Below are 25,374 nucleotides of genomic sequence, written 5' to 3'. Positions count from 1 at the left end.
CGCCATGACCGGACTGATAATCCAGGGCCTGATGAACGGCCTGATCCTGGGGGCCATCTACGGCCTGATCGGCGTGGGCCTGAACGTGGTGTTCGGCGTGCTGCGCGTGGTGAACTTCGCGCACGGCGAATTCCTGGTGCTGGGCGCCTATTTCGCCTACTACCTGATGGAGTACGCCGGCATCAATCCGCTGCTGGCGCTGCCGCTGGCCTTCGCCGCCTTCTTCCTGGCGGGCTACCTGCTGTACTTCGTGCTGATCCCGCGGCTGAACAAGGCGGACGATCCCGAGATCAGCTCGCTGCTGCTGATGTTCGGCGTGTCCATCATGCTGGGCGCGCTGATGTTGCTGGCCTTCGACGCCGACGCGCGTTCGCTGCCGTACGAGATCGATCCGGTGTTCCTGAAGTTCGGGCCGGTGCTGATTCCCACCGTGCGCCTGCTGGCGCTGGTCATCGCGCTGGCCATCATCGGCGGCCTGACCGTGTTCCTGTACCGCAGCCAGGTGGGCAAGGCGCTGCGCGCCATCATCATGAACCGCGACGCGGTGCGCATCGTGGGCATCAACGCCGAGCGCCTGTCCGGCGTGGCCTTCGGCCTGGGCGTGGGCCTGGCCGCGGCCAGCGGCGTGCTGGTGGCGATGGTGTTCCCGGCGTTCTCGCCCTTCATGGGCAACGACTACACGCTGATCGGCTTCATCGTCATCGTGCTGGGCGGCCTGGGCCATCCGGTGGGGGCGCTGGTGGGCGCGCTGCTGTACGGCATCACGGAGCAGGTGTCGGTGGTGTTCTTCAACCCGTCCATCGCGACCATCTGCGGCTTCGCGCTGATGGTGGCGATGATCTTCGTCAAGCCCAGCGGCCTGTTCGGCCGCCAGGCGCTGCGCTGAACGGGAGCCGTACATGTTGAAAGTCACGAATCTGAAAAAGCGCTTCGGCGGCCTGGTGGCCCTGCAAGGGGTGGACCTGCACGTGCCGCTCGGCTCCATCCTGGGCGTCATCGGCATGAACGGGTCGGGCAAGACCACCTTGCTCAACTGTATCAACGGCATCTACACGCCGGACGAAGGCCGTATCGAACTGGAGGGCCGGGACATCGCCGGCCGCCAGATCCACGAGGTGGCGAGGCTGGGAGTCGGGCGCACCTTCCAGGTGCCGCGCATCTTCCGCCAGCTCAGCCTGCTGGACAACCTGGACGTGGCGCAGCAGCAGGCCGGCCGCAGCGCCGACGAGCGCTATGCGCTGTCGGAGTACTGGCTGCACAAGGTGGAGCTGCACCGGCTGCGGCACAACTATGCCGAGGAGCTGTCCGGCGGGCAGCAGAAGCTGGTGGAACTGGCGCGCATCATGGTGGCGCGGCCCAAGGTCGTGCTGCTGGACGAGCCGTTCGCGGGCGTGAACCCGGCGCTGGCCGAGCTGCTGATTTCGGTGATCCGCGAGCTGCCGACCGAGCATGACTGCTCGGTGGTGCTGGTGTCGCACGACCTGACGTCGATCTACCAGCTGTCGCACCACATCATCGTGATGAACGAAGGCGCGATCCTGTGCGAGGGCGACGCGGACCGCGTGCGCACCGATCCGCGGGTCGTCGAAGCCTATCTGGGAGCCTGACATGAGCACGCCTATCATCGCGCTGGAGGACGTGACGGTCGCCTATCACGGCGACATCACGATCCTGAACCGCATCAACGTGCAGGCGCGCGCGGGCAAGGTCACGGGCGTGATCGGACCCAACGGCGCGGGCAAGTCCACGGTGCTCAAGACGCTGTTCGGCTTTCTGCCGCCGCGCACGGGCCGCATCGTGCTGCGCGGACAGGACATCAGCGCGCAGCCCTCGCATGAACGCGCCGGCCACGGCGTGGCGTTCGTGCCGCAGCACCGCAGCCTGTTCGGGGACCTGTCGGTGCACGACAACCTGCTGCTGGGTTGCTGGCCGTTCCGGCGCGACAAGGCGCGGGTGCGCCAGCGGATCGATTCGGTCTATGACCGCTTTCCGATCCTGGCGCAGAAGCGCAACGATCCCGTGTCGAGCATGAGCGGCGGTCAGCAGCGTTTCGTGGAGTTCGGGCGGGCCCTGCTGATCGAGCCTTCGGTGATCCTGCTGGACGAGCCCACGGCGATGCTGGCGCCCAAGATTTCCAAGGAGATCTACGGCTTGATCCGCGGGTTCGCCGACGAGGGGATGACGGTGGTGCTGGTGGACCAGAACGTGCGGCGCTGCGCGGAGGTGGCCGACTATATGTACATCCTGGAGCTGGGGCGCAACAAGGCCGAGGGCGGGCGCGAGTCTTTCGAGGACGGCGGCGGCCTGCGGGAGATGGTCGCGTCCTGGATGGATTACAGGATCGATTGACGCCGTGCGCGGCGCGGCCGCGCGCACGGCGTTTCTGGAACGCGAATCAGAGCAGGCCGCGTATCCCGGCGATGCCGTGCGCGCCATGGCGCAGCGCCGCCGACAGCGTGGCGGCGGACTGGCCGCCCAGCGCGAAGACCGGGATGCCGGCGTCGCGGTTGCCGGCGACGAAGCCTTCCCAGCCCAGCGTGGGCGCGCCCGGATGCGAGGCGGTTTCCAGGACCGGCCCGAGCACGGCGAAGTCCGCGCCGAGTTCGCGCGCATGCACGACTTCGGCGTTGTCGTGGGCGGATACGCCCACCAGCGCGCCGGCGGGCAGGGCGGGGCGGGCGTGCAGGCGGGCCGCGTCGGCGGCGCGCAGGTGCACGCCGTCGGCTTCCTTCCACCAGGCCGCGGGATGCACGCTGTTGACCAGCACGCGCGCGCCGGCGGCGCGGCAGCGCTTGAGCACGCTTTGCAGCACCTCATGCAGCGAGCTGGCGCCCACGCCGTCCGGCCATTGCGGCTCGCGCAGCTGCACCAGCTTCACGCCGCGCGCCAGCGCCGCCTCCAGGCGGCCGAGAAACGCGGGCACGCCGGCGCGCGAGCCGATGCCGCTGATGGCGTAAGCGGTGGGCAGCTGCAGCCAGCGCAGCGGCGGCAGCGTGGCGGGCAGCAGGTCGCCGACCGCGCCGGCCTCGGCCGGGTCCACCCATTCCAGGCGCTGGTTCTCCAGGCCGCGCGGCTCGCCTTCCCAGCCCGTGACGTGGCAGAAGGCCAGGCGCACGGTCGTATGCGGATAGGCGTGCACGTAGGTGACCCAGGGGCGCGACTGCGTGACGCGGATGCCGATCTCTTCGTGCAGCTCGCGGGCCAGGGCTTCGAGCACGGTCTCGCCGGGTTCGAGCTTGCCGCCCGGCAGTTCCCACCAGCCGGCCCAGGGCTTGCCTTCGGGACGCTGGCCCAGCAGCAGTTTGCCGTCCGGACGCAGGATCAGGCCGGCGGCGACGTCGACGATTTTTTCAGACATGCCGGGCCGCCCAGTCGCGCGCGAATTGATAGGCCACGCGGCCCGAGCGCGAGCCGCGTTCGATGGTCCACTGCAGGGCCTCGGTGCGCGAGGGCTCGATCTGCGCTTCGGGACAGCCCAGTTCGCGCAGCCAGTGGTAGACGATGTCGAGGTAGTCGTCCTGCTTGAAGGGGTAGAACGACAGCCACAGCCCGAAGCGCTCGGACAGCGAGATCTTTTCCTCGACCGTCTCGCCGGGGTGGATCTCGCCGTCGGGCTGGTGCTTGGCCGCCAGGTTCTCGCTCATGTATTCCGGCATCAGGTGGCGCCGGTTGGAGGTGGCGTAGATGAGCACGTTGTCGCCCGAGGCCGAAACCGAGCCGTCCAGCACCGACTTCAGCGCCTTGTAGCCGGCCTCGCCTTCCTCGAAGGAGAGGTCGTCGCAGAACACGATGAAGCGTTCGGGCCGGGCGGCCACCAGTTCGACGATGTCGGCCAGGTCGCCCAGGTCGGACTTGTCCACTTCGATCAGGCGCAGGCCGCGCTCGCCGTAGGCGGCCAGCATGGCCTTGACCAGCGAGCTCTTGCCGGTGCCGCGCGCGCCCGTCATGAGCACGTTGTTGGCGGGCTTGCCGGCGATGAACTGCTGGGTGTTGCGGTCGATGATGGCCTTCTGGCGCTCGATGTGCTGCAGGTCTTCCAGGTCGATGCGCGCCACGTGGCGCACGGCGTCCAGCCAGCCGCGCGAGCCGCGCTTGCGCCAGCGGAACGCGTGGGCGGTCCAGTCGATTTCGGGCGGGGCGGGGGGAAGCCAGGCTTCCAGCTGGGCCAGCACGCGCTCGGCGCGCTGGATGAGGGTCGAGAACTCGTTTGCGGTCACGGCTGCGGTCCGGAAAGTGCGGGGTTCAGGAACGGTAGTCGGCGTTGATCGACACGTACTCGTGCGAGAAATCGCAGGTATAGACCGTGTCGCTCACCTGGCCGCGGCCCAGCGCGATGCGCACCTGGATCTCGGCCTGCTTCATGACGCGCTGACCGTCGGCCTCCTGGTAGTCGGGATTGCGGCCGCCGTCCTTGGCCACCAGCACGTCATCCAGCCACAGGCGGATGCCGGACACGTCCAGGTCGTCGATGCCGGCGTAGCCCACCGCGGCCAGGATGCGGCCCAGGTTGGGGTCCGACGCGAAGAAGGCGGTCTTGACCAGCGGGGAGTGCGCCACCGCGTAGGCCACCTTCAGCGCCTCTTCGGTGCTGCCGGCTTCTTCGACGCGGATGGTCATGAACTTGGTGGCGCCTTCGGCGTCGCGCACGATCTTGGTGGCCAGGTCCAGCGCGGCGGCGGTCAGGGCCTCGCGCACGGCCGCGTAGGCGGCGTCGGACTCGCTGAGGATCTCGACGCCGGACTTGCCGGTGGCGGCGATGATGAAGGAGTCATTGGTGGAGGTGTCGCCGTCGACCGTGATGCGGTTGAACGAGGCGTCGGCGATCTCGCCGGCCAGCCTGGCCAGCAGCGGCTGGGCGATGCCGGCGTCGGTGGCCAGGAAGCTCAGCATGGTGGCCATGTTGGGGCGGATCATGCCGGCGCCCTTGCTGATGCCGGTGAAGGTGACGGTCTTGCCTTCGATCTGCACGCGGGCCGAGTAGATCTTCGGCAGCGTGTCGGTCGTCATGATGCCGTGGGCGGCGCTGGACCAGTGGTCCGGGCCGAGGTCGGCGATGGCGCGGGGCAGGCCGGCGACCAGGCGGTCCAGCGGCAGCGGTTCGAGGATGACGCCGGTGGAGAACGGCAGGATCTGGGCGGCGGGCACGCCCAGCAGCTGGCCCAGGGCGGCGCAGGTGTCCTGCGCTTTCTTGAGGCCTTCGGCGCCGGTGCCGGCGTTGGCGTTGCCGGTGTTGATGACCAGCGCGCTGATGGGGCCGCCGGCGGCCAGGTGGGCCTGGCAGACCTGCACCGGGGCGGCGCAGAAGCGGTTGCGCGTGAACACGCCCGCGACGCTGGTGCCTTCGGCCAGGCGGAACACCGTCAGGTCGCGCCGGTTGGCCTTGCGGATGCCAGCCTCGGCGACGCCGATTTCTACGCCGGCAACAGGGAAAATTTCGGACTCGGAGGGGATCTGCAGGTTAACGGCCATGACTTCGTCTCATGAATGAGCAGGACGGAATCGCCGCCAGGCGAGGCGGCGTACGAGGGAAAGCTTTGTATTATCCCACCGCTTTGGGGCGCCCGATGGGTTTCGCGCGCTCGATGGTCGCGTTCCTGTTTAAAGGATCTCGCGCTGCACCCATCCTACGATCATCGGTCGGTTCGTAGGATGGGTGCAGCGCGAGGTCCCTCGAGCAAGAACCCCGATATCGAGCGCGCGAAACCCATCAGGCGCCGCCAGCCGCCCACACCTCCCCATCAAGGCCCCATCCGCATCGCCGCAACGTCCAGAACGCCCGCTTCCCGGTTGCTGAGCACGCTGCGCACGGCGCCGTCCGGCGCCTGCAGCACCGATTGGCCGGCGGGCACGTCCTCGCCGCCGGCGCGCCGCGCCGAGCGCCCGCGCGAAGGGGAGAACAGCAGGTCACCCGGCCGCGCGCCGGGCAGGCCGGCGCGCGCGGCCAGCACCCGCGTGCCGGCGGGATAGGTCATGTCGCCCAGCGCGGTTTCGCGCGCCAGCAGGCCCTCGAAATCCAGCATGCGGCGCTGGCCGTCGAGCTGCATGTCGACCTTGAGCAGCGGCAGGGCGGCGACTTCCAGCGCGCCGCTGCCCTCGGTGCGCAGCAGCCAGCGCGGCGAGTTCGGCGCGGCGGCGTCGAGCGCCTTGAGCCAGGCGCCCGGGGGCACGGGCTGCTGGCCGAGGGTGTTGCCGATGGCCAGGTGGCAGCTGGCGAAATGCGGATTGCCGTCGTGCAGCGCGAACTCGACGCGGTGGCCGTGCGCGCACAGCCAGCCGTCCAGCGCCTGGTCCCGGGCGATCTCCGCCGACAGCGTCTCGGGCTGCCTGGCGTTGGCCGGGTAGCGGAACAGGCGCGTGGCGCTGATACCCAGGATCGAGGCCGGCTGCGTCTCGGGAAAGACGGCGCGGTCGAACGAGCCCAGGTCGCCGGGCGTGGCCAGGCGCAGCTCGGTGCCGGCCGGCATCTCCACGCCGGCCAGCCGCGTGGCCTGGGCCAGCACGGTCTTGCGGCCGGCGTCGGCCTGCGCGTCGCGCTGGGCCGCGAACCAGATACTGAATTGCTGATAGGGAAAAATCGAGCCGATGACGGCCAGCAGCGCCAGCAGCGTGGCGCCGGTGCGGCGATGGCCGCCTAGCCAGCGGCGCGCGCTGCGCGTGGTCGCCAGCACGGCCAGCCAGGTCAGCAGCGTGGACAGGCAGGCCAGCGAGACCGCCATCAGCACGTAGAAATTACCGCCAGGGAGGGAAACCGGAATCATGGCGGCAATTATGCGCCTATCGGCGGCCCTCCATCGGCTCAGTTCTTGGCCGCCGCCGAGCGGGTGGCGACCACCTGCAACTTGAGTTCGCCCAAGGCCTGAAACAGCGCATTGCGGGTGGACTCGGGCAGGTCGCCGAACATGGACTTGACCCAGGATTCATGGGCGCGCGCCATGCGCGCGAAGCTCTTCCTGCCCAGCGGCGTCAGCTTGATGAGCGAGCTGCGGCGGTCGGATTCGACCTTGGTGCGCACCACCAGCCCTTCTTTTTCGAGCTGGTCCGTGATGCCGGTGATATTGCCGTTGGTGACCATCATGTGGCGCGACAACTCGCCCATCTTCATGCCCTTGGGCGCGCGCTGCAGCTGCGCCATCAGGTCGAAGCGCGGCAGCGTGGTGTCGAACTCGGTGCGCAGGCGGCTGCGGATCTCGCTTTCGACGAGATTGGCGCAGGTCAGCATGCGCAGCCACAGGCGCAGCGCATGGTGGTCGTCCGGCGCGGCGCGGGATTCCAGGTCGGGGGCGTTGATCATGGCGGATTACCGGACGGTTGCCAGACCCATCTGCTCGAAGATGGCGCGGGTCAGCGGGCTGTTGGGATCGTTCAGACTGAGCACGATGTCGTAATGGTTGGTGCCGGGCATCGGCACATAACGGCCGGGGAACCCGCGTTCGCGCCAGGCGGCGAGATAGTCGTCGGACTGGCGCTTGAACTCGTCGGTCTCGGTTTCGCCGTAGCTCACCAGCAGCGGGCAGCCCGTTTGCGGCAGCTGCAGGGCGGGGCTGTTGCGGATGGCGTCGGCCTCGCTCATGCGCATCCACTCATTGATATGGGTGTGCACCAGCGGACGCAGGTCGAACAGGCCCGACAGCGGCGCCGCGCCGCGGATCACGTCGGGCGGGACCTCGTAGCCGGCATGCCAGCCGCCGGCCAGCAGCGCGCCCACCAGATGCCCGCCGGCCGAACTGCCGCAGATGTGGATGCGCGCCGGGTCGCCGCCGTATTCGGCGATATGGCGGTGGACCCAGGCCAGCGCGCGCCGGTTCTGGTCCACGATGCGGTCGAGCGTGACGGCCGGCGCCAGCGAATAGTTCACCGCCACCACCACCGCGCCGGCGCGGGTGAAGGCCGGCGCCATGTTGCTGGAATCGCTCTTGGACAGCAGGCGCCAGTAGCCGCCGTGGATGTATACGAACACCGGCGCGCCGCGCGCGCCGCCGGCGGCCGGGAAGATGTCCAGCGATTCGTCGGCATGCTCGCCATAGGACACGTCCAGCACGCAGTCCAGCGTGCGCCGCGCCAGCGCGCTGTCCTCGGCGTATTGCTTGAGTATGGGCTGGATGTCGGGTACTGTCGCGCGAGCGTTGTACTGGACGTCCAGCGCGGCGCGGTCATAATTGCGGTAGAGGGTGGCCATGGCGGTCGCCGTTCGTGAACCCGTTGGTAAAAACCCTAGACTTGTTTTGGGGGATACTTTAAACCTAAACTATGAACCACGCCAGCTTTCCCCCGTGCAACGACGGGGGATCGGGGTAGCCCCGGAGACGGCGCAAAACGCCGGCAGGCCGGGCACAGAAGTCTTTCGCATCGCACCCTGAAGAAGAACAACCTCTGCGCGGCTCGCGCACGGAGCACACCACCATGCGTTTGATCACTTCCCTTCTGGCCGCCGCGGCCCTGGCGCCGGCGCTGGCCGGCGCCGACACCATCAAGGTCGGCATCGCCAACGACATCTCCGGCCCGTTCTCGGCCCTGGGCGCCGAAGCCCGCGACGGTTTCAACCTGGCCATCAAGCAGCTCGGCGGCAAGCTGGGCGGACAGCCCGCCGAATTCCTGCAGACCGACATGGGCGGCAACCCCGATCAGGCGCGCCAGCTGGTCACGCGCTACATCCAGCGCGAAAAGATCGATTTCTTCACCGGCCCCATCGGCTCGAACGTGGCGCTGGCCGTGGGCCCGGCGCTGTTCGCGGCCAAGGTGCCCTACCTGTCGAACAATCCCGGCCCCAGCCAGTTCGCCGGCTCGCAGTGCAACGCCTACTGGTTCGGCACCTCCTACCAGAACGACGCCTTCCACGAGGCGGCCGGCAAGGTCGCCGCGGACCGCGGCTTCAAGAAGATGTTCATCATGGCCCCCGACTATCCGGCGGGCAAGGACGCGCTGGCCGGCTTCAAGCGCGGCTACAAGACGCCGCCGGGCGACGAGGTCTACACCAAGCTCGGCCAGATCGACTACGCCGCCGAACTGGCGCAGATCCGCGCGGCCAAGCCCGACGCCGTCTACATCTTCCTGCCCGGCGGCATGGGCATCAACTTCGTCAAGCAGTTCGTCTCGACCGGCCTGTCGCAAAGCGTCAAGCTGATCGGCCCGGGCTTTTCCGCCGACGAGGACGTGATCCAGGCGGTGGGCGATCCCATGCTGGGCATGTACAACACCGCGCAATGGGCGCATGACCTCGACGTGCCGCAGAACAAGGCCTTCGTCGAGGCCTTCCGCAAGGAATACAACGGCCGCTATCCCTCGGTCTACGCCGCCCAGTCCTACGACGTGATCATGGCCATGGACGCCGCCGTCAAGCAGGCCGGCGGCAAGGCCTCGGACCGCGCCGCCATCATCAAGGCGCTGGAGAAGGCCGACTATCCCTCGGTGCGCGGCAGCTACACCTACGGCAAGAACCACTACCCGATCCAGGCCTATTACCTGCGCGTCGTCGAGAAGGACGGCAGCGGCCGCGTCACCAACAAGCTGGTGGGCAAGGTGTTCGACAAGTACCAGGACGTGTACGTAGGCGACTGCAAGCTATAGGACGTTGCGGTTGTACGGTGCGGGGTCGCACGGAGCCGGCTTTGCCGGTCCGTCGCGACGCCCCCTTGAGGGGGAAGCGCGCAGCGCTTCGGGGGTGGGCTCTCCAGAGGAAATTTCATGACGTTTACGCTGATCGTCGAGCAATTGCTGAACGGTCTGCAGTTTGGGTTGATGTTGTTTTTGATCGCGGCCGGGCTGACCCTGGTGTTCGGCATCATGGACATCATGAATCTGGCTCACGGCTCGCTCTACATGGCCGGCGCCTACGTGGCGGCCGAGACCATGCAGCGCACGGGTTCATTCACCGCCGCCGTCCTGGTGGCGGCCGTCGCCACCGGCCTGGTCGGCGTGGTGCTGGAACTCGTGCTCATCCGACGCCTGGCGCTGCGCGACCACCTGGCCCAGGTGCTGGGCACCTATGCCGTCATTCTCATCGCCAATGACCTGGTCAAGATGATCTGGGGCCCGGCCCCGGTCATGCTGAACATGCCGGCCGCCCTGTCCGGGCCGGTGCGGCTGCTGCCCGACCTGCTGTATCCGGCCTACCGCCTGATGATCATCGTGTTCGGCGTGGCCGCGGCCGCGGGCCTGTACTGGTTCGTCACGCGCACCCGCGCCGGCGTCCTGGTGCGCGCCGGCGCGTCCAACCGCCAGATGGCCACGCTGATGGGCGTGCGGGTGCCGCTGCTGTTCCTGGGCGTGTTCGCGCTGGGCGCCATGCTGGCCGCCGTGGCCGGCGCGCTGCTGGGCCCGATCACCTCGGTGCAGGTGGGCATGGGCGAGGAAATCCTGATCCTGGTGCTGGTGTGCATCGTCATCGGCGGCATCGGCTCGATCCGCGGCGCCTTCGTCGGCGCGCTGCTGGTGGGCATGGTCGACACGGCGGGGCGCGCCTTTCTGCCCATGCTGCTGCGCCAGGTCTTTTCGCCGGCCGTGGCTTCCAGCGTCGGACCGACGCTGGCGGCCATCGCCATTTACGTATTGATGGCGGCGGTGCTGGTGTTCCGGCCGTCGGGCCTGTTTCCGGCGCGGGGTTGAGCATGAGATCGATCGTCTGGACCGTGGTCCTGCTGGCCGCGCTCGCGGTGTTTCCGCTGGTCGCGCCGGCCCTGGGCCTGGACTTCTACATTTCCTTCGTGCGGCGCGTGCTGATCTACGCCCTGGCCGCCACCAGCCTGAACCTGATCCTGGGCTATGGCGGCATGGTGGCGCTGGGCCACGCGGCGTTCTTCGGCGCCGGCGCCTACGCGGTGGGCATCCTGGCCATGTCGGGCGTGACCTCGGCGCTGGTCGCCTGGCCCGTCGCCATGCTGCTGGCCGCGGTGCTGGCCTGCATCACCGGCGCGATCTCGCTGCGCACGCGCGGCGTGTACTTCATCATGATCACGCTGGCCTTCGCGCAGATGCTGTTCTACATCTTCATCTCGCTGCGCCAGTACGGCGGCGAGGACGGCCTCAACCTGCCGGGCTATTCCAGCCTGCCCGGCATCGACCTGGCCAATGACGTCAGTTTCTATTACCTGGTGCTGGCGCTGTTCGCGCTGATCATGTGGGTGTTCGGACGCGTGGTGGCCTCGCGCTTCGGTACGGCGCTGCAAGGCATACGCGAGAACGAATCGCGCATGGAGTCCATGGGCTATCCGGTCTACCGTCTCAAGCTGACCGCCTTCACGCTCAGCGGCGCGGTGGCCGGGCTGGCCGGCGCGCTGCTGGCCAACCACAACCTTTTCATCTCGCCCAGCCTGATGCACTGGACCCAGTCCGCCAACCTGCTGATCATGGTGCTGGTCGGCGGCATCGGCCTGCGCTATGGCGGCGTGGCGGGCGCGGTGGTGATGCTGACCCTGGAGGAAGTGCTGCGGCTGTGGACGGAATACTGGCACCTGCCGCTGGGCGTGCTGCTGCTGTGCGTGGTGTTCGGCGCCCCGCGCGGCCTGGTCGGCCTGTTCGGCCCGCTCTTCGGCGGCCGCGCCGCCGCGCAATCCGGCAAGGTGGGATCATGAACGCGTCCGCAACCCCGGCCCTGCAGGCCACGTCGCTGGTGCGCCGCTTCGGCGCGCTGGTGGCCACCGACAACGTCTCGTTGACGCTCCGTCCCGGCGAGATCCACGCCCTGATCGGGCCCAACGGCGCCGGCAAGTCCACGCTGATCCATCTGCTGTCGGGCACGCTGGCGGCCGATTCGGGCACGCTGCTCGTGGGCGGGCGCGACGTCACCGGCATGAACGCGCACCAGCGCGTGTCCGCCGGCCTGTCGCGCTCCTACCAGATCACCAATATCTTCAAGCAGTCCAGCGTGCTGGACAACCTGGTGCTGGCGGTGCAGGCGCACGCGGGCTCCAGCTTCCGCTTCTGGAAGGCGCGCGCGGCCGAGGCCGCGCTGTACGAGCAGGCGCGCGAACTGGCGCGCGAGTGCGCCATCGACGCCAGCCTGCTGGCGCGCCCGGCCGGCACGCTGCCGCACGGCGAACAGCGCAAGGTCGAGTTCGCGCTGGCGCTGGCCGCAAGGCCGAGCGTGCTGCTGCTGGACGAGCCCATGGCCGGCATGGGGCCGGACGAGACCGTGCGCCTGACCGAACTGATCGAATCCCTGCGCGGGCGCGCCGCCATGCTGCTGGTCGAACACGATATGCAGGCGGTGTTCCGCCTGGCCGACCGCCTGTCGGTGCTGGTGTATGGCCGCGTCATCGCGACCGGCGCGCCGGACGAAATCCGCGCCAATCCCGAGGTGCGCCAAGCCTACCTGGGCGACGAGGAGACCGTGTGATGCTGACCATCGAAGCGGCCAAAAGCGGCTACGGCGCCAGCCAGGTGCTGTTCGGCGTGGACCTGCAGATCGGCGCGGGCCAGGTGGTGACGCTGCTGGGCCGCAACGGCATGGGCAAGACCACGCTGCTGCGCACCCTGTTCGGCCAGCTGCCGGTGCGTGGCGGCAGCATCCATTTCGCCGGGCAGGACATCAGCGGCTGGAGCCCGGACCGCATCGCGCGGACCGGCATGGCCATCGTGCCGGAAGGGCGCCAGTGCTTTCCCAACCTGACCGTGCGCGAGCACCTGACCGCCTTCACGGCCGGGCGCAACCCCGACATCGGCGAGCCCTGGACCCCCGAGCGCGTATTCGAGCTGTTTCCGCGCCTGCAGGAGCGCGCGCGCAACATGGGCAACCAGCTCTCCGGCGGCGAGCAGCAGATGCTGGCCATCGGGCGGGCGCTGGTGACCAATCCCCGGCTGCTGATCCTGGACGAGGCCACCGAAGGCCTGGCGCCCAAGATCCGCGAGGAGATCTGGAACTGCCTGGCGCGGCTGCGCCAGGCGGGGCAGACCATCCTGGTCATCGACAAATATGTCGAAAGACTGCTGAGCCTGGCCGACCGTCACGTGATCCTGGAGCGCGGCAAGGTGGTGTGGACCGGCGACTCGCAGGCCCTGGACGCCGACCGCGGGCTGTGGGAGCGCTATCTGGGCGTGTAGCGGGAAAGCTGCAGTGGCATGATGCCCGGCGGATTTGGATTGATATAAATTGCAATAAATCAGTATTTATATTGCAAATTTGAAACTTCCTCCGCCGTGAATGCTTACACTCGTTTTCGACTGTTTCATTTACATCTACTGTTATCTACACTTGTCGCGCCGGGCAAGCCGCGTGGTGCGCCCGCAACCGGAAGGCGGGGCGATCGCGCGGCAAATGGCCGTTTTTTGGCTGCGGCAAAGCTCGCGTCCCCTTTTTACGCACATCGCGTCTTATTCGAGCTGTCAGGAAGACTTCGCATGGCGAAATGGGGTTTGCGCAAAAAATCGTTGATGGCGCTGTTGCTGGCCTGTGTGGTCGCGCTGGCGCCGGCGGCCTTGATCGGCTGGCAGGTGCTGGACGGGGTCCGGGAATACTTCGGACGGGCCTACGCCGATAATTTCACGCAGTTGAGCCGCCAGCGCGTGCTGGCCCCGATCTCGCGCGAGCTGGCGCTGTCGCTGCGGCTGGCCGACAGCGAAGTGACGCGCCGCTGGCTGCGCCACGAAAGCGATCCGGCCGCGCGCGAACTGTTCTTCCGCGAAGCCGACGGCTACCGCCGCGACCTGCTGGGCCGGGCCTATTTCATCGCCAGCGCCGCTTCCGGCAATTACTACTTCAACGACGACCAGCCGCTGTCCGAGACGCCGCGCTACACGCTCAGCCAGACCGCGGCCGACGACGGCTGGTTCTACCTGACGCTGAAGTCGCCAGCCAAATACAACATCAACGTCAACCCGGACCTGAAGCTGCAGACCACCAAGGTGTGGATCAACGTGCAGGTGCGCGATGGCGACCGGGTCATGGGCCTGACCGGCTCGGCGCTGGACGTCGGCGGCTTCCTGCGCGAGTTCGTGCACAGCGGCCAGCCCGGCGTCACGCCCATCATCGTCGATGCCGACGGCGCGATCCAGGCGCACATGGACGCCTCGCTGATCGCCTACAACTCGGGCGCCGGCGGCGCCGACCAGGGCCGCGGCAAGGTGTTCAACCTGATCGACGGCAAGGGCGGGCGCGAGCGGCTGGCCGCGGCCATGCAGGCCGCCCAGGCCGATCCGCAGTCGGTGCAGTCGGCCTGGGTGACGATGGGCGGCGTGCGCCAGCTGGTGTCGGTGGCCTACATGCCGGAACTGCACTGGCACGTGCTGACCATGGTGGACCTGGGCGCGGCGCGCGTGCTGAACACGGACTGGGTATGGCCGGCGGCGATCGGCCTGGTGGTGCTGTTCGCGGCCATGCTGCTGTGCTTCGGCTACGCCATCGAGCGGCTGATGCTGCGCCCGCTGCGCCGCCTGCAGCAGTCGGCGCGGGCCATCGCCGACGGCAGCTACGACGTGCGCCTGCCGCCGGGCGGGCAGGACGAGATCGGCGACCTCAGCCGCGCCTTCGGCGTGATGGCCGACAAGGTGCGCCAGCACACGGCCGAGCTGGAGACCAAGGTGCGCGAACGCACCTCCGAGCTGGAGGACGCCAACCGCGCCATGGCCGCGGCCCACAAGAAGATCGACGACTCCATCGACTACGCCAGCCTGATCCAGCGCGCCATCCTGCCGGACCGCCAGATGACGCAGTCGCTGGGCGCGCACCATTTCGTGCTTTGGAAGCCGCGCGACGTGGTCGGCGGCGACTTCTACGTGTTCCGCTCCGACGGCGCCAACTGCCTGCTGGGCATCATGGACTGCGCCGGCCACGGCGTGCCCGGCGCGCTGATGACCATGCTGGCGCGCGCGGCCATCGACCTGGCCATCACCGAGGCCGGACCGGCCGATCCGGCGGCCATCCTGGGCCGCACCGACGGCGCGATCCGCGCCATGCTTGCGGACGCGCAACTGCCGCGGGCGCTGGCCACCAATACCGATGCCGGGCTGGTATATATTGACCGCCACGCTGGCCGGCTGCGCTACGCGGGCGCCAAGATCAGCCTGTACGCAAGCAACGGCGAGGCGCTGCAGGAAGTGCCCGGCGGCAGGCGCGCGCTGGGCGACAAGCGCAGCGCCGTCTACGAGAACGTCGAATTGAAACTGGAGCCCGGCTGGACCTATTACCTCGCCACGGACGGGTTCCTGGACCAGGCCGGAGGCGAGCATGGCTTCGGTTTCGGCAACACGCGCTTCGCCGCCATGCTCAAGCGGCATGCGCGCCTGCCGTTGAGCGAACAGGCGGCCGCCTTCACCCAGGCGCTGGCCGAGTACCAGGGCGGACTGCCGCAGCGGGACGACATCACCTTGCTGTCGTTCCGTTTCGAATAATCGTAATCAGGGCGTAACCCTCATGAATGCCTCCGATCTCTACGCATTGGGCGAACGATTCAACCAGAATCGCACCTTGCTGTGCTTCAACGGACCGATTTCCCGCAGCCTGATCGAAGAAATCGGCAATGCGCTCAAGAACTACCTGAACGCCGAGCACGCCCGGCCGGCCGAGGCCATGGACGTGTTCTCGGTCTACATCGAGATGATCCAGAACATCCGCCAGTACGCCGCCCTGCGCGGCGACGGCGATGCGTCGGCCACCGTCGTGATCGGCCGGCGCGACGACAGCCGCTACGTGGTGTCGGCCGGCAACCTGGTCAGGGACGAGGACGGCCAGCAGCTGGTCGCGCGCATCCAGGAACTGGCGGCGCTGGACAAGCCGGCGCTGAAGGCCGAATACAAGCAGCAGCTGCACAAGCCGCGCGCCCAGGGCGTCGCCTCGGGCGCGGGGCTGGGACTGATCGACATCGCCCGCCGCGCCGGCGCGCCGCTGCAAGCCAGCCTGACGCCCGCCGCGGGCGCGGGGCAGGCCTTCTTCAGCCTGAGCGTCGTGATTTGAAAGCGCGAGCGCCCCAGCCATATTTTCGGAGTAACGCATGAAAGACCTCAACATTCCGGGGACCCAGTCCACGCCCGCCATCGATACGGATGCCGCCGCCGGCGTGCTGTCGATGCGCGGCGACTCCTATCCCGAGAATTCCTTCGAGCTGTTCGGCCCGGTCATCGAATGGGTCGAGGCCTACCTGCAAGGCGGCACGGCGCCGCTGAAGCTGGAGCTGGAACTGCTGTACCTGAACACCAGCAGCATCAAGTCCGTCATGGACATCTTCGACCTGCTGGAGGCGGCGCACGGCAAGGGCCGCGAGGTCAGCGTGACCTGGTATTACGACATGCGCAACGAACGCGTGGGCGAGCTGGCCGAAGAATTCAAGGAAGACTGCACCTTTCCCTTTTCCGTCGTCGGCCGCCAATGAAACCCAACGCCGCCCTGCTGGACCAACATATCGCCGAGCTGCTGGCCGACCCCGCCTACGCGGGCCATCCGCTGCGCGAGGCGTTGGAGGCGCTGTGGCGGCATACGGCCGAGCAGATGGCGCGCATCGAGCGCGTGACGCAGCTGTCCGACGCCTACCAGAGCATGGCGCACGAGCGCGAACTGGGCCTGTGCGACCGCTTCGACCGGCAGTTGCGCAGGCTTACCCGCATCGCGCGGATCTCCGATCACTACCAGAGCATGATGCGCGACCTCAACGTCGCGCTCCTGGAGACCTCCAACCGCGATCCGCTGACGGGCCTGCTGAACCGGCGCGCGCTGATGGACATGATCAAGCAGGAGGTGCAGCGCGCGTCGCGCGGCGGCGAGAGCTTCGTGGTGGCGATGCTGGACGTGGACCACTTCAAGTCGGTCAACGACCGCTACGGCCACGAAACCGGCGACCGCGCGCTGGTCGAGCTGGCCGGGGTGCTGTGCAAGAACCTGCGCGAATACGACCTGTGCGGCCGCTGGGGCGGCGAGGAGTTCCTGGTGCTGCTGCCCAACACCCAGGCCGAGGCGGCCCAGCGCGTCATGGACCGGCTGGTCGGCGCGGTGCGGGCCTTGAGCATCGCCGCCGGCGACGGCATGCTGCGGCTGACCATCAGCATAGGCATGGCCTACCACCAGTTGGGAGAGACTTTTTCGGAGACGTTGAGCCGCGCGGACCAGGCCCTGTACCTGGCCAAGCAGGACGGGCGCGACCGTGTCGCGCTGGGTTTTCCCAAGCGTTGAATGAAACCGGATCAGCCGCTATCCGGCATGGAGCCCCTTATGCTTGAATCCAATCCAGGCGTTTCCCGAGAGCAGCAGCGAGGCGCCGCCTGGAGCACGGACCATTACCTGACTTCGATGGATCGGGCGCTGCTGCTGTTCGATTTCGATCCGGCCGGCGCCCTGCTGAACGCGAACGAAAACTTCCTCGCCGCGGTGGGCCATGACCGCGCCGAAGTCCCCGGCCTGCGCCACGACATGCTGTGCGACAGCATGGACGAGGGCAAGGGCATCGTCGGCGGCGAACAGATCTGGGCGCGCCTGCTGGGCGGCCGGCACTTCTCGGGCACCTGCCGCTACCGCTGCAAGCAGGGCGGTTTCCTGTGGATCGAGGCCACCTACCTGCCGATCCCCGGCCAGGACGGCGAGGTCGCCCGGATTTCCGTCATTTCGCGGCGCTCCATCGCCGACGCCGAGCGCCAGGAAGAGATCCGCCTGCTGCTGCTGGGCATCAACGAGACCGGCAACGCCGTCGCCGTGTCGGGCCGCGACGGCCGCATCGTGTATGTCAACGACGGCTTCAAGCGCATGCTGGGGTTCTCCCGCGGCGACGCGGTGGCCCAGGAGCTGGGCGAGCTGCTGTCGGGCGGACGCCAGGACGGCGGCACGCGCGAAGAGCTGGCGCGCCGCATCGCCTGCCGCGACGGCTACCACAAGGACGTGCTGGTCTACGACCGGGTAGGGCGGCCGATGTGGGTGTCGGTGATGGCCAACTCCGTATTCGACGACCGCGGCGCGCTGGTCAATATCGTCGACGTGCTGACCGACATCACGCCCACCAAGGTGCACGAGGTGCTGCAGCGCCGCGTGCTGCAGGCCATGGTGAACGAGGCCTCCGTGGTCGAGGTCATGAACATGGTGTGCCGCGAGGTCGAGCGCCTGGCCCCGGAGCTGGTGGCCTGCGTGCTGCGCGTGGACGAGGGCGGCCTGCTGCGTCCGCTGGCCGCGCCCAGCCTGCCGGCCGCCTACACCGACGCGCTCGACGGCGCGGCCATCGGCCCGCAGGCCGGCGCCTGCGGCACCGCGGCCTTTCTCGGCCGGCCGGTCATCGTGCCGGACATCTCCACCGATCCGCTGTGGGACGGCTACCGCGACCTGCCGCTGCCCGAGGACATCAAGGCCTGCTGGTCCTCGCCCATCAAGTCCAGCGACGGCCGCGTGATCGGCACCTTCGCCTTCTATTTCCGCGAACGCCGCCTGCCCGACGATTTCCACCACCGGCTGGTGGACGTATGCGTCTACCTGTGCGCGCTCGCGCTGGAACGCGAAGAGGCCCGCGCCCGCATCCGCCAACTGGCGTTCTACGACGAACTGACCGGCCTGCCCAACCGCAACCTGCTGCTGGCGCAGTCCGAACAGGCCATCGCGCGCGCCGAACCGGAACGCAAGCGCGTGGCGGTGCTGTTCCTGGACCTGGACCGCTTCAAACAGGTCAACGACACGCTCGGCCACCCGGTGGGCGACGCGCTGCTGCGCGACGTGGCCCAGCGCCTGCGCCGGCTGGTGCGCCCCAGCGACATCGTCGGCAGGCTGTCCGGCGACGAGTTCGTGATGCTGATGCCCGACTTCGAGCACGGCCGCCTGACCGCCGCCGCCGAACAGGTGCTGGTGACGCTGGCCCAGCCGTTCTCGGTCGGCGGCATCACGCTGAACCCGTCGGTCAGCATCGGCATCAGCGTGTTCCCCGAGAACGGCCGCGACATGGACACGCTGCTGCGCCATGCCGACATGGCGATGTACCAGGCCAAGACGGCCGGACGCAACCGCATCTCCTTCTTCAGCGCCGAAATGAACCGCCAGGCCCAGGAACGCCTGGCGCTGGAAGCGGCCCTGCGCGACGCGCTCGAAGAAAAGGCGCTGCGCCTGCACTACCAGCCCCAGGTCGGCCTGAAAAACGGCGCGCTCTACGGGGTGGAGGCGCTGGCCCGCTGGCGCCACCCGAACCTGGGCGACATCTCCCCCGCGCGCTTCGTGCCCCTGGCCGAGGAATGCGGCCTGATCGGCGACCTGGGCGACTGGGCCCTGCGCGAGGCCTGCTCGCAACTGGCGATCTGGCGCGGCAAGGGCCTGCAGGTCCCGTCGGTGTCGGTGAACCTGTCGGCGACCAACTTCCACAACCTCAACCTGCCGCGCATGATAGAGCTGACCCTGACGGAGTTCGGCCTGGCCCCCGCGGACCTGATGCTGGAAATCACCGAAAGCGTGGTGCTGGACGCCACCGCCGGCACGCTGCGCACCATCGCCGAACTGCACCGCCTGGGCGTGCGCCTGTCCATGGACGACTTCGGCACCGGCTATTCCAGCCTGGGCCACCTGCGCCGCCTGATCGTGGACGAACTCAAACTGGACCGCAGCTTCGTCCAGGGCCTGGAAAGCGACGACGCCGCCCGCGCCCTGACCAGCGCCGTCATCCGCATCGGCGAAAGCCTGAGCCTGCCCGTGGTGGCCGAAGGCGTGGAAAACGAGGAACAGCGCCGCTTCCTGATCGAACAAGGCTGCGCCGCCGGCCAGGGCTTCCTGTTCTCTCCGCCGCTGCCCGCCGACGACCTGGAAGACTGGCTGCGAAGCAGGTCCTAAAAGGCAAGCGTCAAAGCGGCGGGCAACCGCGCGCCGCCCATCACCCCCCCGACAAAAACCGAAGATCCATTAGCAAGCACCTCTGCGCAAGCGCGCAAGCGAACCCCCGCCCGCCACAAACATAGGCATATGCCGTTTTCGGCCGCCCGCGCGGCCGAAAACGGCGACCCTGCAAATCTCGTCGCAATCCCAGGCGCAGCAGCGCCCGCCCCGACGGGCGGCCCAAGCAAGAAAAAGCACCGCACCCCCCGCCACAAAATGCGTCCCCATTTAATACCGCCCAAGCCAAGGACAATCTAGATACTTTCCCCATTTGCACACCCCCACCATCAGGTATATATTTCAAGCCTAAACTATCAAGGTTTAAATTTCCGCGACCGCGGAACACAGAGACATCCGTCGCACATCACGGAGCGCATACGGCAATGAAGATAGTCTGCATAGGCGGCGGCCCCGCCGGTTTGTATTTCGGTCTGCTCATGAAACTGCAGAACCCCGAGAACGAAGTCACCGTGATCGAACGCAACCGACCGTATGACACCTTCGGCTGGGGCGTGGTGTTCTCCGACGCCACCATGCAGAACCTCCGTGACGCCGACCCCGTTTCCGCCCAGACCATCGGCGACGCCTTCAACCACTGGGACGACATCGACATCCACTTCAAGGGCCGCAGCATGCGCAGCAGCGGCCATGGCTTCATCGGCATCGGCCGCAAGAAACTGCTCAACATCCTGCAGGCCCGCTGCGAAGACGTAGGCGTCAAGCTGGTATTCGAGAGCTTCGTGCAGGACGACCAGGCCATCGCCCGCGAATACGACGCCGACCTCGTCATCGCCTCCGACGGCATCAACAGCAACATCCGCACCCGTTACGCCGACACCTTCCACCCGGACATCGACCAGCGCCGCTGCCGCTTCGTCTGGCTGGGCACCAAGAAAGTGTTCGACGCCTTCACCTTCGCCTTCGTCCAGACCGAGCACGGCTGGTTCCAGGCCCACGCCTACCGCTACGAAAACGGCATGTCCACCTTCATCGTGGAGACGCCCGAGGAGACCTGGCAGGCCGCCGGCATCGAACAGATGAGCCAGGAAGAAGGCATCGCCTACTGCGAAAAACTGTTCGCCCCGTGGCTCGACGGCAACCGGCTGGTCAGCAACGCCACCCACCTGCGCGGCTCGGCCATCTGGATCCGCTTCCCGCGCGTCATCTGCAACACCTGGGTCCACTGGAACAGCCTGCAGACCGCCCGCGGCCAGCGCCGCGTGCCGGTGGTGCTGATGGGCGACGCCGCCCATACCGCCCACTTCTCGATCGGCTCCGGCACCAAGCTGGCGCTGGAAGACGCGATCGAGCTGGCGCGCTGCCTGAGCGGCGCCGAAGGCAGCCTGGAGACCGGCCTGAAGCACTACGAGGAAGTGCGCAGCGTCGAGGTGCTGAAGATCCAGAACGCCGCGCGCAACTCCACCGAATGGTTCGAGAACGTCGCCCGCTACGCCGACCTGGAGCCCGAACAGTTCGCCTATTCGCTGCTGACCCGCTCGCAGCGCATCTCGCACGAAAACCTGCGCATGCGCGATCCGGCCTGGCTCGAAGGGTTCGAGCGCTGGATCGCCGAGCACGCGGGCGCCGCCCCGGCCCCGGGGCAGCGTCCGGCCCTGCCCATGCTCACCCCGTACACGGTGCGCGGGGTGCGGCTCAAGAACCGCATCCTGGTCTCGCCCATGGCCATGTATTCCTGCACCGACGGCGTGCCGGGCGACTTCCACCTGGTGCACCTGGGCGCGCGCGCCATGGGCGGCGCCGGCCTGGTGATGGTGGAGATGACCTGCGTCTCGCCCGACGCCCGCATCACCCCGGGCTGCCCCGGCCTGTGGAACGACGCGCAGCGCGACGCGTTCGCCCGCATCGTCGGCTTCGTGCACGCCAACAGCGACGCCCGCATCGGCATGCAGCTGGGCCACGCCGGGCGCAAGGGTTCCACCCAACTGGGCTGGCAGAAGATCGACCATCCGCTGCCCGAGGGCAACTGGCCGCTGGTTTCGGCTTCCGCGCTGCCGTACATCGAAGGCGTGTCGCAGACGCCGCGCGCCATGACGCGCGCCGACATGGACGAGGTGCGCGACAACTTCGTGGCCGCGGCGCGGCGCGCCGAGCAGGCCGGCTTCGACTGGCTGGAGCTGCATTGCGCCCACGGCTACCTGCTGTCGAGCTTCATCTCGCCGCTGACCAACCACCGCGAGGACGAATACGGCGGCAGCCTGGAAAACCGCCTGCGCTTCCCGCTGGAGGTGTTCCACGCCGTGCGCGCCGTCTGGCCCGAGAACAAGCCCATGTCGGTGCGGATCTCCGCCAGCGACTGGGTCGAGGGCGGCATCACGCCCGACGACGCGGTGGAGATCGCGCGCCACTTCAAGGCCGCCGGCGCCGACATGATCGACTGCTCCTCCGGTCAGGTCAGCAAGGAAGAAAAGCCGGTCTACGGCCGCATGTTCCAGACTCCGTTCGCCGACCGCGTGCGCAACGAGGCCGGCATTCCCACCATCGCGGTGGGCGCGATCTTCGAGGCCGACCACGCCAACGCCATCATCGCCTCGGGGCGCGCCGACCTCTGCGCGCTCGCGCGGCCCCATCTGGCCGACGCCTCCTGGACGCTGCGCGAAGCGGCGCGGGTGGGCTACCGTGACGTAGGCTGGCCGAGCCAGTATTTCGCCGGCAAGCGCCAGCTGGAGACCAATTTCGAACGCGCCGCCGCCATGGCGCAACTGGACATCAAATGAACGCAACTCCGCTTCCCCTGGCCGGGCGCCACGCCCTGGTGACGGGCGGGGCCCGCGGCATCGGGCTGGCCTGCGCCCGCGCGCTGCTGGCGCGCGGCGCCCGCGTCACGCTGCTGGGCCGCGACGGCGCGGCGCTGGAGGCCGCGGCCGACGGCCTGGCCCGCATGGGCCAGGTGCAGGCCGTCAGCGCCGACATCGCCGACGAGGCCTCGGTGCGCGCGGCCTTCGCCCAGGCCGAGGCCGAATTCGGGCCGGTCCTGGTGCTGGTGAACAACGCCGGCCAGGCGGTCAGCGAACGCTTCGACCGGACCGACGCGGCCTTGTGGAATTCCATGATTGCCGTCAACCTGACCGGCACATTCCACTGTATCCAGACGGCCCTGCCGGGGATGCTGAAAGAGAAATGGGGGAGGGTCATCAACGTGGCCAGCACCGCCGGCCTGATCGGCTACGGCTACGTCAGCGCGTATTGCGCGGCCAAGCATGGCGTGGTCGGGCTGACCCGCTCGCTGGCGCTGGAAACCGCGCAGAAGGGCGTGACGGTCAACGCGGTCTGCCCCGGCTACACCGAAACCGACATCGTGCGCGGGGCGGTGTCGAACATCGTCGACAAGACCGGCATGAGCCCCGAAGCCGCCCGCGCCAAGCTGGCCGAACGCAACCCGCAGGGCCGCCTGGTGCAGCCCGAGGAAGTGGCCGAGACGGTCGCCTGGCTGGCGCTGCCGGCCTCGGCCTCGATCAATGGCCAGGCCATCGCCGTCGACGGCGGCGAGGTGATGACCGGCTGAGGCCGGCGTCGCGTCCACCGAACAACCCTGAATGGAGACACCATGAGCACCCAGCCCGAAGAGCACACCATGAAGCACCACAAGCGTCCGATGGCCGGCTACCAGGCCAGGACGTTCCTGTGGCAGGTGTCGGCCGACGGCAAGATCGGCTCGATCACCCTCAACCGCCCGGAGCGCAAGAACCCGCTGACGTTCGACTCCTACGCCGAGCTGCGCGACCTGTTCCGTTCGCTGGTGTACGCCACCGACATCAAGGTGGTCGTGGTGACGGGCGCGGGCGGCAACTTCTGCTCGGGCGGCGACGTGCATGAAATCATCGGCCCGCTGACCAGAATGTCCATGCCCGAGCTGCTGGACTTCACGCGCATGACGGGCGATCTGGTCAAGGCCATGCGCGCCTGCCCGCAGCCCATCGTGGCCGCGGTCGACGGCGTCTGCGCCGGCGCCGGCGCCATGGTCGCGCTGGCCGCCGACATGCGCCTGGGCACGCCGGCGGCGCGCACCGCCTTCCTGTTCACGCGGGTCGGCCTGGCCGGCGCCGACATGGGCGCCTGCACGCTGCTGCCGCGCATGATCGGCCAGGGCCGCGCGTCGGAACTGCTGTACACCGGCCGCGCCATGACCGCGGAAGAGGGCGCCAGCTGGGGATTTTTCAACGCGCTGCACGAGCCCGGCGCGCTGGCCGAGGCCGCGCAGGCGCTGGCCGCGCAGCTGGCCGCGGGCCCGACATTCGCCCACGGCGTGACCAAGAAGCTGCTGCACCAGGAATGGAACATGGGCGTGGACGAGGCGATCGAGGCCGAAGCCGAGGCCCAGGCCATCTGCATGCAGACGCGCGATTTCCACCGCGCCTACGAGGCTTTCGTGGCCAAGCAGAAGCCGGTATTCGAAGGGAATTGATCATGCGCGACGCAAGCTGGCTGGACTGGCCGTTTTTCGACGATGCGCACCGCAAGCTGGCGCGCGAGGCCGACGCCTGGTGCGAGGCCTCCCTGGGGGACGTGGATCACCATGACGCCGACGGCGCATGCAAAAAGCTGGTGCGGGCCATGGGCCAGGCCGGCTGGCTGCGCTACGCCGTGGCGGCCGGTCCCGGCGGGGCCTGGGGCGGGGCGCTGCCCGAGGTGGATTCGCGCGCGGTCTGCATCCTGCGCGAGACCTTCGCCCGCCACGAAGGGCTGGCGGACTTCGCCTTCGCCATGCAGGGCCTGGGCAGCGGCGCGATTTCGCTGATGGGCTCCGAGGAAGTGCGCCAGCGCTACCTGCCGCGCGTGGCGCGCGGCGAGGCCATCGCCGCCTTCGCGCTGTCGGAGCCCGAGGCCGGCTCGGACGTGGCCGCGCTGGCCTGCGAGGCCCGCCAGGACGGCGACCACTACGTGCTCAACGGCACCAAGACCTGGATCTCCAACGGCGGCATCGCCGATTTCTATTGCGTGTTCGCGCGCACCGGCGAAGCGCCCGGGGCGCGCGGCATCAGCGCCTTCGTGGTGGACGCCGGCACGCCCGGCTTCGAGATCAGCGAGCGCATCGAACTGATCGCCCCGCATCCGCTGGCCACCATCACGTTCGACAACTGCCGCATCCCGGCCTCGCAGCGCCTGGGCGACGCGGGCCAGGGCTTCAAGCTGGCCATGATGACGCTGGACATCTTCCGCGCCTCGGTGGCCGCGGCCGCGCTGGGTTTTGCGCGCCGGGCGCTGGACGAGGCCCTGACGCGGGCGCGCTCGCGCCGCATGTTCGGCCAGACCCTGGCCGACCTGCAGCTGACCCAGGCGGCGCTGGGCGACATGGCGGCCGCCATCGACGCCTCGGCGTTGCTGACGTACCGCGCGGCCTGGATGCGCGACGTGCAGAAGCAGCGCACCACGCGCGAAGCGGCCATGGCCAAGATGACCGCCACCGAATCGGCCCAGACCGTCATCGACCGCGCGCTGCAGATGTTCGGCGGCGCCGGCGTGGTGTCGGGCATGCCGGTGGAGAAGTTGTATCGGGAAATCAGAGCGCTGCGCATCTACGAAGGCGCCACCGAAGTGCAGAAGTTGATCATCGCCCGCGAACTGCTGAAAACCTAAAAATGCCGACCGGCTCCGCCAAGGGGAAT

General features: G+C 68.4%; 23 protein-coding genes and 1 pseudogene. 18 read left to right on the top strand and 6 right to left on the bottom strand.

The annotated features are described in order from the left end of the window. Window positions 1-4: 4 nt before the first annotated feature. From AC1IQ6_RS24950 to AC1IQ6_RS24940, 3 genes are read left to right on the top strand one after another with little or no spacing between them, the layout of a single operon-like run. A complete protein-coding gene (locus tag AC1IQ6_RS24950) occupies window positions 5-886 on the top strand; it encodes a branched-chain amino acid ABC transporter permease (protein ID WP_102775712.1) in 882 nt (293 codons plus the stop codon). A gap of 13 nt (window positions 887-899) precedes the next feature. Then, the gene (locus tag AC1IQ6_RS24945; RefSeq protein WP_485865442.1) at window positions 900-1,607 is read left to right on the top strand and encodes an ABC transporter ATP-binding protein; all 708 of its coding nucleotides are present in this window, start codon (window positions 900-902) and stop codon (window positions 1,605-1,607) included. A gap of 1 nt (window position 1,608) precedes the next feature. After that, the gene (locus tag AC1IQ6_RS24940) at window positions 1,609-2,349 is read left to right on the top strand and encodes a branched-chain amino acid ABC transporter ATP-binding protein (RefSeq protein WP_102775714.1); all 741 of its coding nucleotides are present in this window, start codon (window positions 1,609-1,611) and stop codon (window positions 2,347-2,349) included. 46 nt (window positions 2,350-2,395) lie between these two features. On the opposite strand, the gene AC1IQ6_RS24935 is transcribed toward AC1IQ6_RS24940, so the two are convergent. The 6 genes from AC1IQ6_RS24935 to AC1IQ6_RS24910 all read right to left on the bottom strand — a co-directional run bounded on the left by AC1IQ6_RS24935 (window position 2,396) and on the right by AC1IQ6_RS24910 (window position 8,176). Further along, the gene (locus AC1IQ6_RS24935; protein ID WP_102775715.1) at window positions 2,396-3,358 is read right to left on the bottom strand and encodes a Nudix family hydrolase; all 963 of its coding nucleotides are present in this window, start codon (window positions 3,356-3,358) and stop codon (window positions 2,396-2,398) included. Further along, window positions 3,351-4,217: an ATP-binding protein gene (locus AC1IQ6_RS24930; protein WP_102775716.1), complete on the bottom strand. Its 867-nt coding sequence runs from the start codon at window positions 4,215-4,217 to the stop codon at window positions 3,351-3,353. Before AC1IQ6_RS24930 ends, AC1IQ6_RS24935 begins: the two co-directional genes overlap by 8 nt. Window positions 4,218-4,242: 25 nt before the next feature. After that, window positions 4,243-5,469 (bottom strand): bifunctional glutamate N-acetyltransferase/amino-acid acetyltransferase ArgJ, encoded by a 1,227-nt coding sequence (argJ, locus tag AC1IQ6_RS24925; RefSeq protein ID WP_485865441.1) that lies wholly within the window; start codon window positions 5,467-5,469, stop codon window positions 4,243-4,245. Between the two features lie 269 nt (window positions 5,470-5,738). After that, window positions 5,739-6,758: a hypothetical protein gene (locus AC1IQ6_RS24920; RefSeq protein WP_485865440.1), complete on the bottom strand. Its 1,020-nt coding sequence runs from the start codon at window positions 6,756-6,758 to the stop codon at window positions 5,739-5,741. 38 nt (window positions 6,759-6,796) lie between these two features. Beyond that, window positions 6,797-7,291 (bottom strand): MarR family winged helix-turn-helix transcriptional regulator, encoded by a 495-nt coding sequence (locus AC1IQ6_RS24915; protein WP_102775719.1) that lies wholly within the window; start codon window positions 7,289-7,291, stop codon window positions 6,797-6,799. Between the two features lie 6 nt (window positions 7,292-7,297). Then, complete coding sequence (locus AC1IQ6_RS24910) at window positions 7,298-8,176, bottom strand: alpha/beta hydrolase (protein ID WP_102775720.1); 879 nt, start codon at window positions 8,174-8,176, stop codon at window positions 7,298-7,300. A 224-nt stretch (window positions 8,177-8,400) separates the two neighbouring features. On the opposite strand from AC1IQ6_RS24910, the gene AC1IQ6_RS24905 reads away from it, so the two are divergent. From AC1IQ6_RS24905 to AC1IQ6_RS24835, 15 genes and pseudogenes are all read left to right on the top strand, one after another. Further along, window positions 8,401-9,564 (top strand): ABC transporter substrate-binding protein, encoded by a 1,164-nt coding sequence (locus AC1IQ6_RS24905; protein ID WP_102775721.1) that lies wholly within the window; start codon window positions 8,401-8,403, stop codon window positions 9,562-9,564. A gap of 117 nt (window positions 9,565-9,681) precedes the next feature. Further along, window positions 9,682-10,602, top strand: coding sequence for a branched-chain amino acid ABC transporter permease (locus AC1IQ6_RS24900; protein WP_102775722.1), 921 nt, complete (start codon window positions 9,682-9,684; stop codon window positions 10,600-10,602). Window positions 10,603-10,604: 2 nt separating this feature from the next. Continuing rightward, window positions 10,605-11,567, top strand: coding sequence for a branched-chain amino acid ABC transporter permease (locus tag AC1IQ6_RS24895; protein ID WP_102775723.1), 963 nt, complete (start codon window positions 10,605-10,607; stop codon window positions 11,565-11,567). A 77-nt stretch (window positions 11,568-11,644) separates the two neighbouring features. Further along, a pseudogene (locus AC1IQ6_RS24890) lies at window positions 11,645-12,046 on the top strand (ATP-binding cassette domain-containing protein); the annotation flags it as partial. A gap of 54 nt (window positions 12,047-12,100) precedes the next feature. After that, window positions 12,101-12,331 carry an ABC transporter ATP-binding protein C-terminal domain-containing protein gene (locus AC1IQ6_RS24885; protein ID WP_479731834.1) on the top strand — a complete coding sequence of 77 codons (231 nt, stop codon included), beginning with the start codon at window positions 12,101-12,103 and terminating at the stop codon, window positions 12,329-12,331. Continuing rightward, complete coding sequence (locus AC1IQ6_RS24880; RefSeq protein ID WP_485865439.1) at window positions 12,331-13,035, top strand: ABC transporter ATP-binding protein; 705 nt, start codon at window positions 12,331-12,333, stop codon at window positions 13,033-13,035. The genes AC1IQ6_RS24885 and AC1IQ6_RS24880 overlap by 1 nt, the downstream gene beginning before the upstream one ends. 297 nt (window positions 13,036-13,332) lie before the next feature. Beyond that, the gene (siaA, locus tag AC1IQ6_RS24875) at window positions 13,333-15,321 is read left to right on the top strand and encodes a biofilm regulation protein phosphatase SiaA (RefSeq protein ID WP_219929620.1); all 1,989 of its coding nucleotides are present in this window, start codon (window positions 13,333-13,335) and stop codon (window positions 15,319-15,321) included. A 22-nt stretch (window positions 15,322-15,343) separates the two neighbouring features. Next, a complete protein-coding gene (siaB, locus tag AC1IQ6_RS24870; protein ID WP_479730563.1) occupies window positions 15,344-15,883 on the top strand; it encodes a biofilm regulation protein kinase SiaB in 540 nt (179 codons plus the stop codon). Between the two features lie 37 nt (window positions 15,884-15,920). After that, the gene (gene siaC / locus AC1IQ6_RS24865) at window positions 15,921-16,298 is read left to right on the top strand and encodes a biofilm regulation phosphoprotein SiaC (RefSeq protein ID WP_111826766.1); all 378 of its coding nucleotides are present in this window, start codon (window positions 15,921-15,923) and stop codon (window positions 16,296-16,298) included. Then, entirely contained in the window at window positions 16,295-17,092 is a 798-nt protein-coding gene (siaD, locus tag AC1IQ6_RS24860; protein WP_485865438.1) for a biofilm regulation diguanylate cyclase SiaD, read from the top strand. The genes siaC and siaD overlap by 4 nt, the downstream gene beginning before the upstream one ends. 39 nt (window positions 17,093-17,131) lie before the next feature. Then, window positions 17,132-19,708, top strand: coding sequence for a sensor domain-containing protein (locus AC1IQ6_RS24855; protein WP_246842529.1), 2,577 nt, complete (start codon window positions 17,132-17,134; stop codon window positions 19,706-19,708). 425 nt (window positions 19,709-20,133) lie between these two features. Beyond that, a complete protein-coding gene (locus tag AC1IQ6_RS24850) occupies window positions 20,134-22,485 on the top strand; it encodes a bifunctional salicylyl-CoA 5-hydroxylase/oxidoreductase (RefSeq protein WP_485865437.1) in 2,352 nt (783 codons plus the stop codon). Continuing rightward, window positions 22,482-23,273 carry an SDR family NAD(P)-dependent oxidoreductase gene (locus AC1IQ6_RS24845; RefSeq protein ID WP_485865436.1) on the top strand — a complete coding sequence of 264 codons (792 nt, stop codon included), beginning with the start codon at window positions 22,482-22,484 and terminating at the stop codon, window positions 23,271-23,273. Before AC1IQ6_RS24850 ends, AC1IQ6_RS24845 begins: the two co-directional genes overlap by 4 nt. A 42-nt stretch (window positions 23,274-23,315) precedes the next feature. Continuing rightward, window positions 23,316-24,173 (top strand): enoyl-CoA hydratase family protein, encoded by an 858-nt coding sequence (locus AC1IQ6_RS24840; protein ID WP_102775732.1) that lies wholly within the window; start codon window positions 23,316-23,318, stop codon window positions 24,171-24,173. Between the two features lie 2 nt (window positions 24,174-24,175). Next, window positions 24,176-25,345 (top strand): acyl-CoA dehydrogenase family protein, encoded by a 1,170-nt coding sequence (locus AC1IQ6_RS24835; protein WP_485865435.1) that lies wholly within the window; start codon window positions 24,176-24,178, stop codon window positions 25,343-25,345. Window positions 25,346-25,374: the final 29 nt, after the last annotated feature.

The organism is Achromobacter sp. MUI-25009338, assembly GCF_057359325.1.
The sequence above is the reverse complement of the archived record's forward strand: the minus strand, read 5'-3'. Positions and strand labels throughout refer to the sequence as shown.

What these genes read in the sequence shown, in the direction of transcription:
- AC1IQ6_RS24950 (WP_102775712.1), top strand. Translation starts at nt 5, where the DNA reads ATGACCGGACTGATAATCCAGGGCCTGATGAACGGCCTGATCCTGGGG.
- AC1IQ6_RS24945 (WP_485865442.1), top strand. Translation starts at nt 900, where the DNA reads ATGTTGAAAGTCACGAATCTGAAAAAGCGCTTCGGCGGCCTGGTGGCC.
- AC1IQ6_RS24940 (WP_102775714.1), top strand. Translation starts at nt 1,609, where the DNA reads ATGAGCACGCCTATCATCGCGCTGGAGGACGTGACGGTCGCCTATCAC.
- AC1IQ6_RS24935 (WP_102775715.1), bottom strand. Translation starts at nt 3,358, where the DNA reads ATGTCTGAAAAAATCGTCGACGTCGCCGCCGGCCTGATCCTGCGTCCG.
- argJ (WP_485865441.1), bottom strand. Translation starts at nt 5,469, where the DNA reads ATGGCCGTTAACCTGCAGATCCCCTCCGAGTCCGAAATTTTCCCTGTT.
- AC1IQ6_RS24920 (WP_485865440.1), bottom strand. Translation starts at nt 6,758, where the DNA reads ATGATTCCGGTTTCCCTCCCTGGCGGTAATTTCTACGTGCTGATGGCG.
- AC1IQ6_RS24915 (WP_102775719.1), bottom strand. Translation starts at nt 7,291, where the DNA reads ATGATCAACGCCCCCGACCTGGAATCCCGCGCCGCGCCGGACGACCAC.
- AC1IQ6_RS24910 (WP_102775720.1), bottom strand. Translation starts at nt 8,176, where the DNA reads ATGGCCACCCTCTACCGCAATTATGACCGCGCCGCGCTGGACGTCCAG.
- AC1IQ6_RS24905 (WP_102775721.1), top strand. Translation starts at nt 8,401, where the DNA reads ATGCGTTTGATCACTTCCCTTCTGGCCGCCGCGGCCCTGGCGCCGGCG.
- AC1IQ6_RS24900 (WP_102775722.1), top strand. Translation starts at nt 9,682, where the DNA reads ATGACGTTTACGCTGATCGTCGAGCAATTGCTGAACGGTCTGCAGTTT.
- AC1IQ6_RS24895 (WP_102775723.1), top strand. Translation starts at nt 10,605, where the DNA reads ATGAGATCGATCGTCTGGACCGTGGTCCTGCTGGCCGCGCTCGCGGTG.
- AC1IQ6_RS24885 (WP_479731834.1), top strand. Translation starts at nt 12,101, where the DNA reads ATGGCCGGCATGGGGCCGGACGAGACCGTGCGCCTGACCGAACTGATC.
- AC1IQ6_RS24880 (WP_485865439.1), top strand. Translation starts at nt 12,331, where the DNA reads ATGCTGACCATCGAAGCGGCCAAAAGCGGCTACGGCGCCAGCCAGGTG.
- siaA (WP_219929620.1), top strand. Translation starts at nt 13,333, where the DNA reads ATGGCGAAATGGGGTTTGCGCAAAAAATCGTTGATGGCGCTGTTGCTG.
- siaB (WP_479730563.1), top strand. Translation starts at nt 15,344, where the DNA reads ATGAATGCCTCCGATCTCTACGCATTGGGCGAACGATTCAACCAGAAT.
- siaC (WP_111826766.1), top strand. Translation starts at nt 15,921, where the DNA reads ATGAAAGACCTCAACATTCCGGGGACCCAGTCCACGCCCGCCATCGAT.
- siaD (WP_485865438.1), top strand. Translation starts at nt 16,295, where the DNA reads ATGAAACCCAACGCCGCCCTGCTGGACCAACATATCGCCGAGCTGCTG.
- AC1IQ6_RS24855 (WP_246842529.1), top strand. Translation starts at nt 17,132, where the DNA reads ATGCTTGAATCCAATCCAGGCGTTTCCCGAGAGCAGCAGCGAGGCGCC.
- AC1IQ6_RS24850 (WP_485865437.1), top strand. Translation starts at nt 20,134, where the DNA reads ATGAAGATAGTCTGCATAGGCGGCGGCCCCGCCGGTTTGTATTTCGGT.
- AC1IQ6_RS24845 (WP_485865436.1), top strand. Translation starts at nt 22,482, where the DNA reads ATGAACGCAACTCCGCTTCCCCTGGCCGGGCGCCACGCCCTGGTGACG.
- AC1IQ6_RS24840 (WP_102775732.1), top strand. Translation starts at nt 23,316, where the DNA reads ATGAGCACCCAGCCCGAAGAGCACACCATGAAGCACCACAAGCGTCCG.
- AC1IQ6_RS24835 (WP_485865435.1), top strand. Translation starts at nt 24,176, where the DNA reads ATGCGCGACGCAAGCTGGCTGGACTGGCCGTTTTTCGACGATGCGCAC.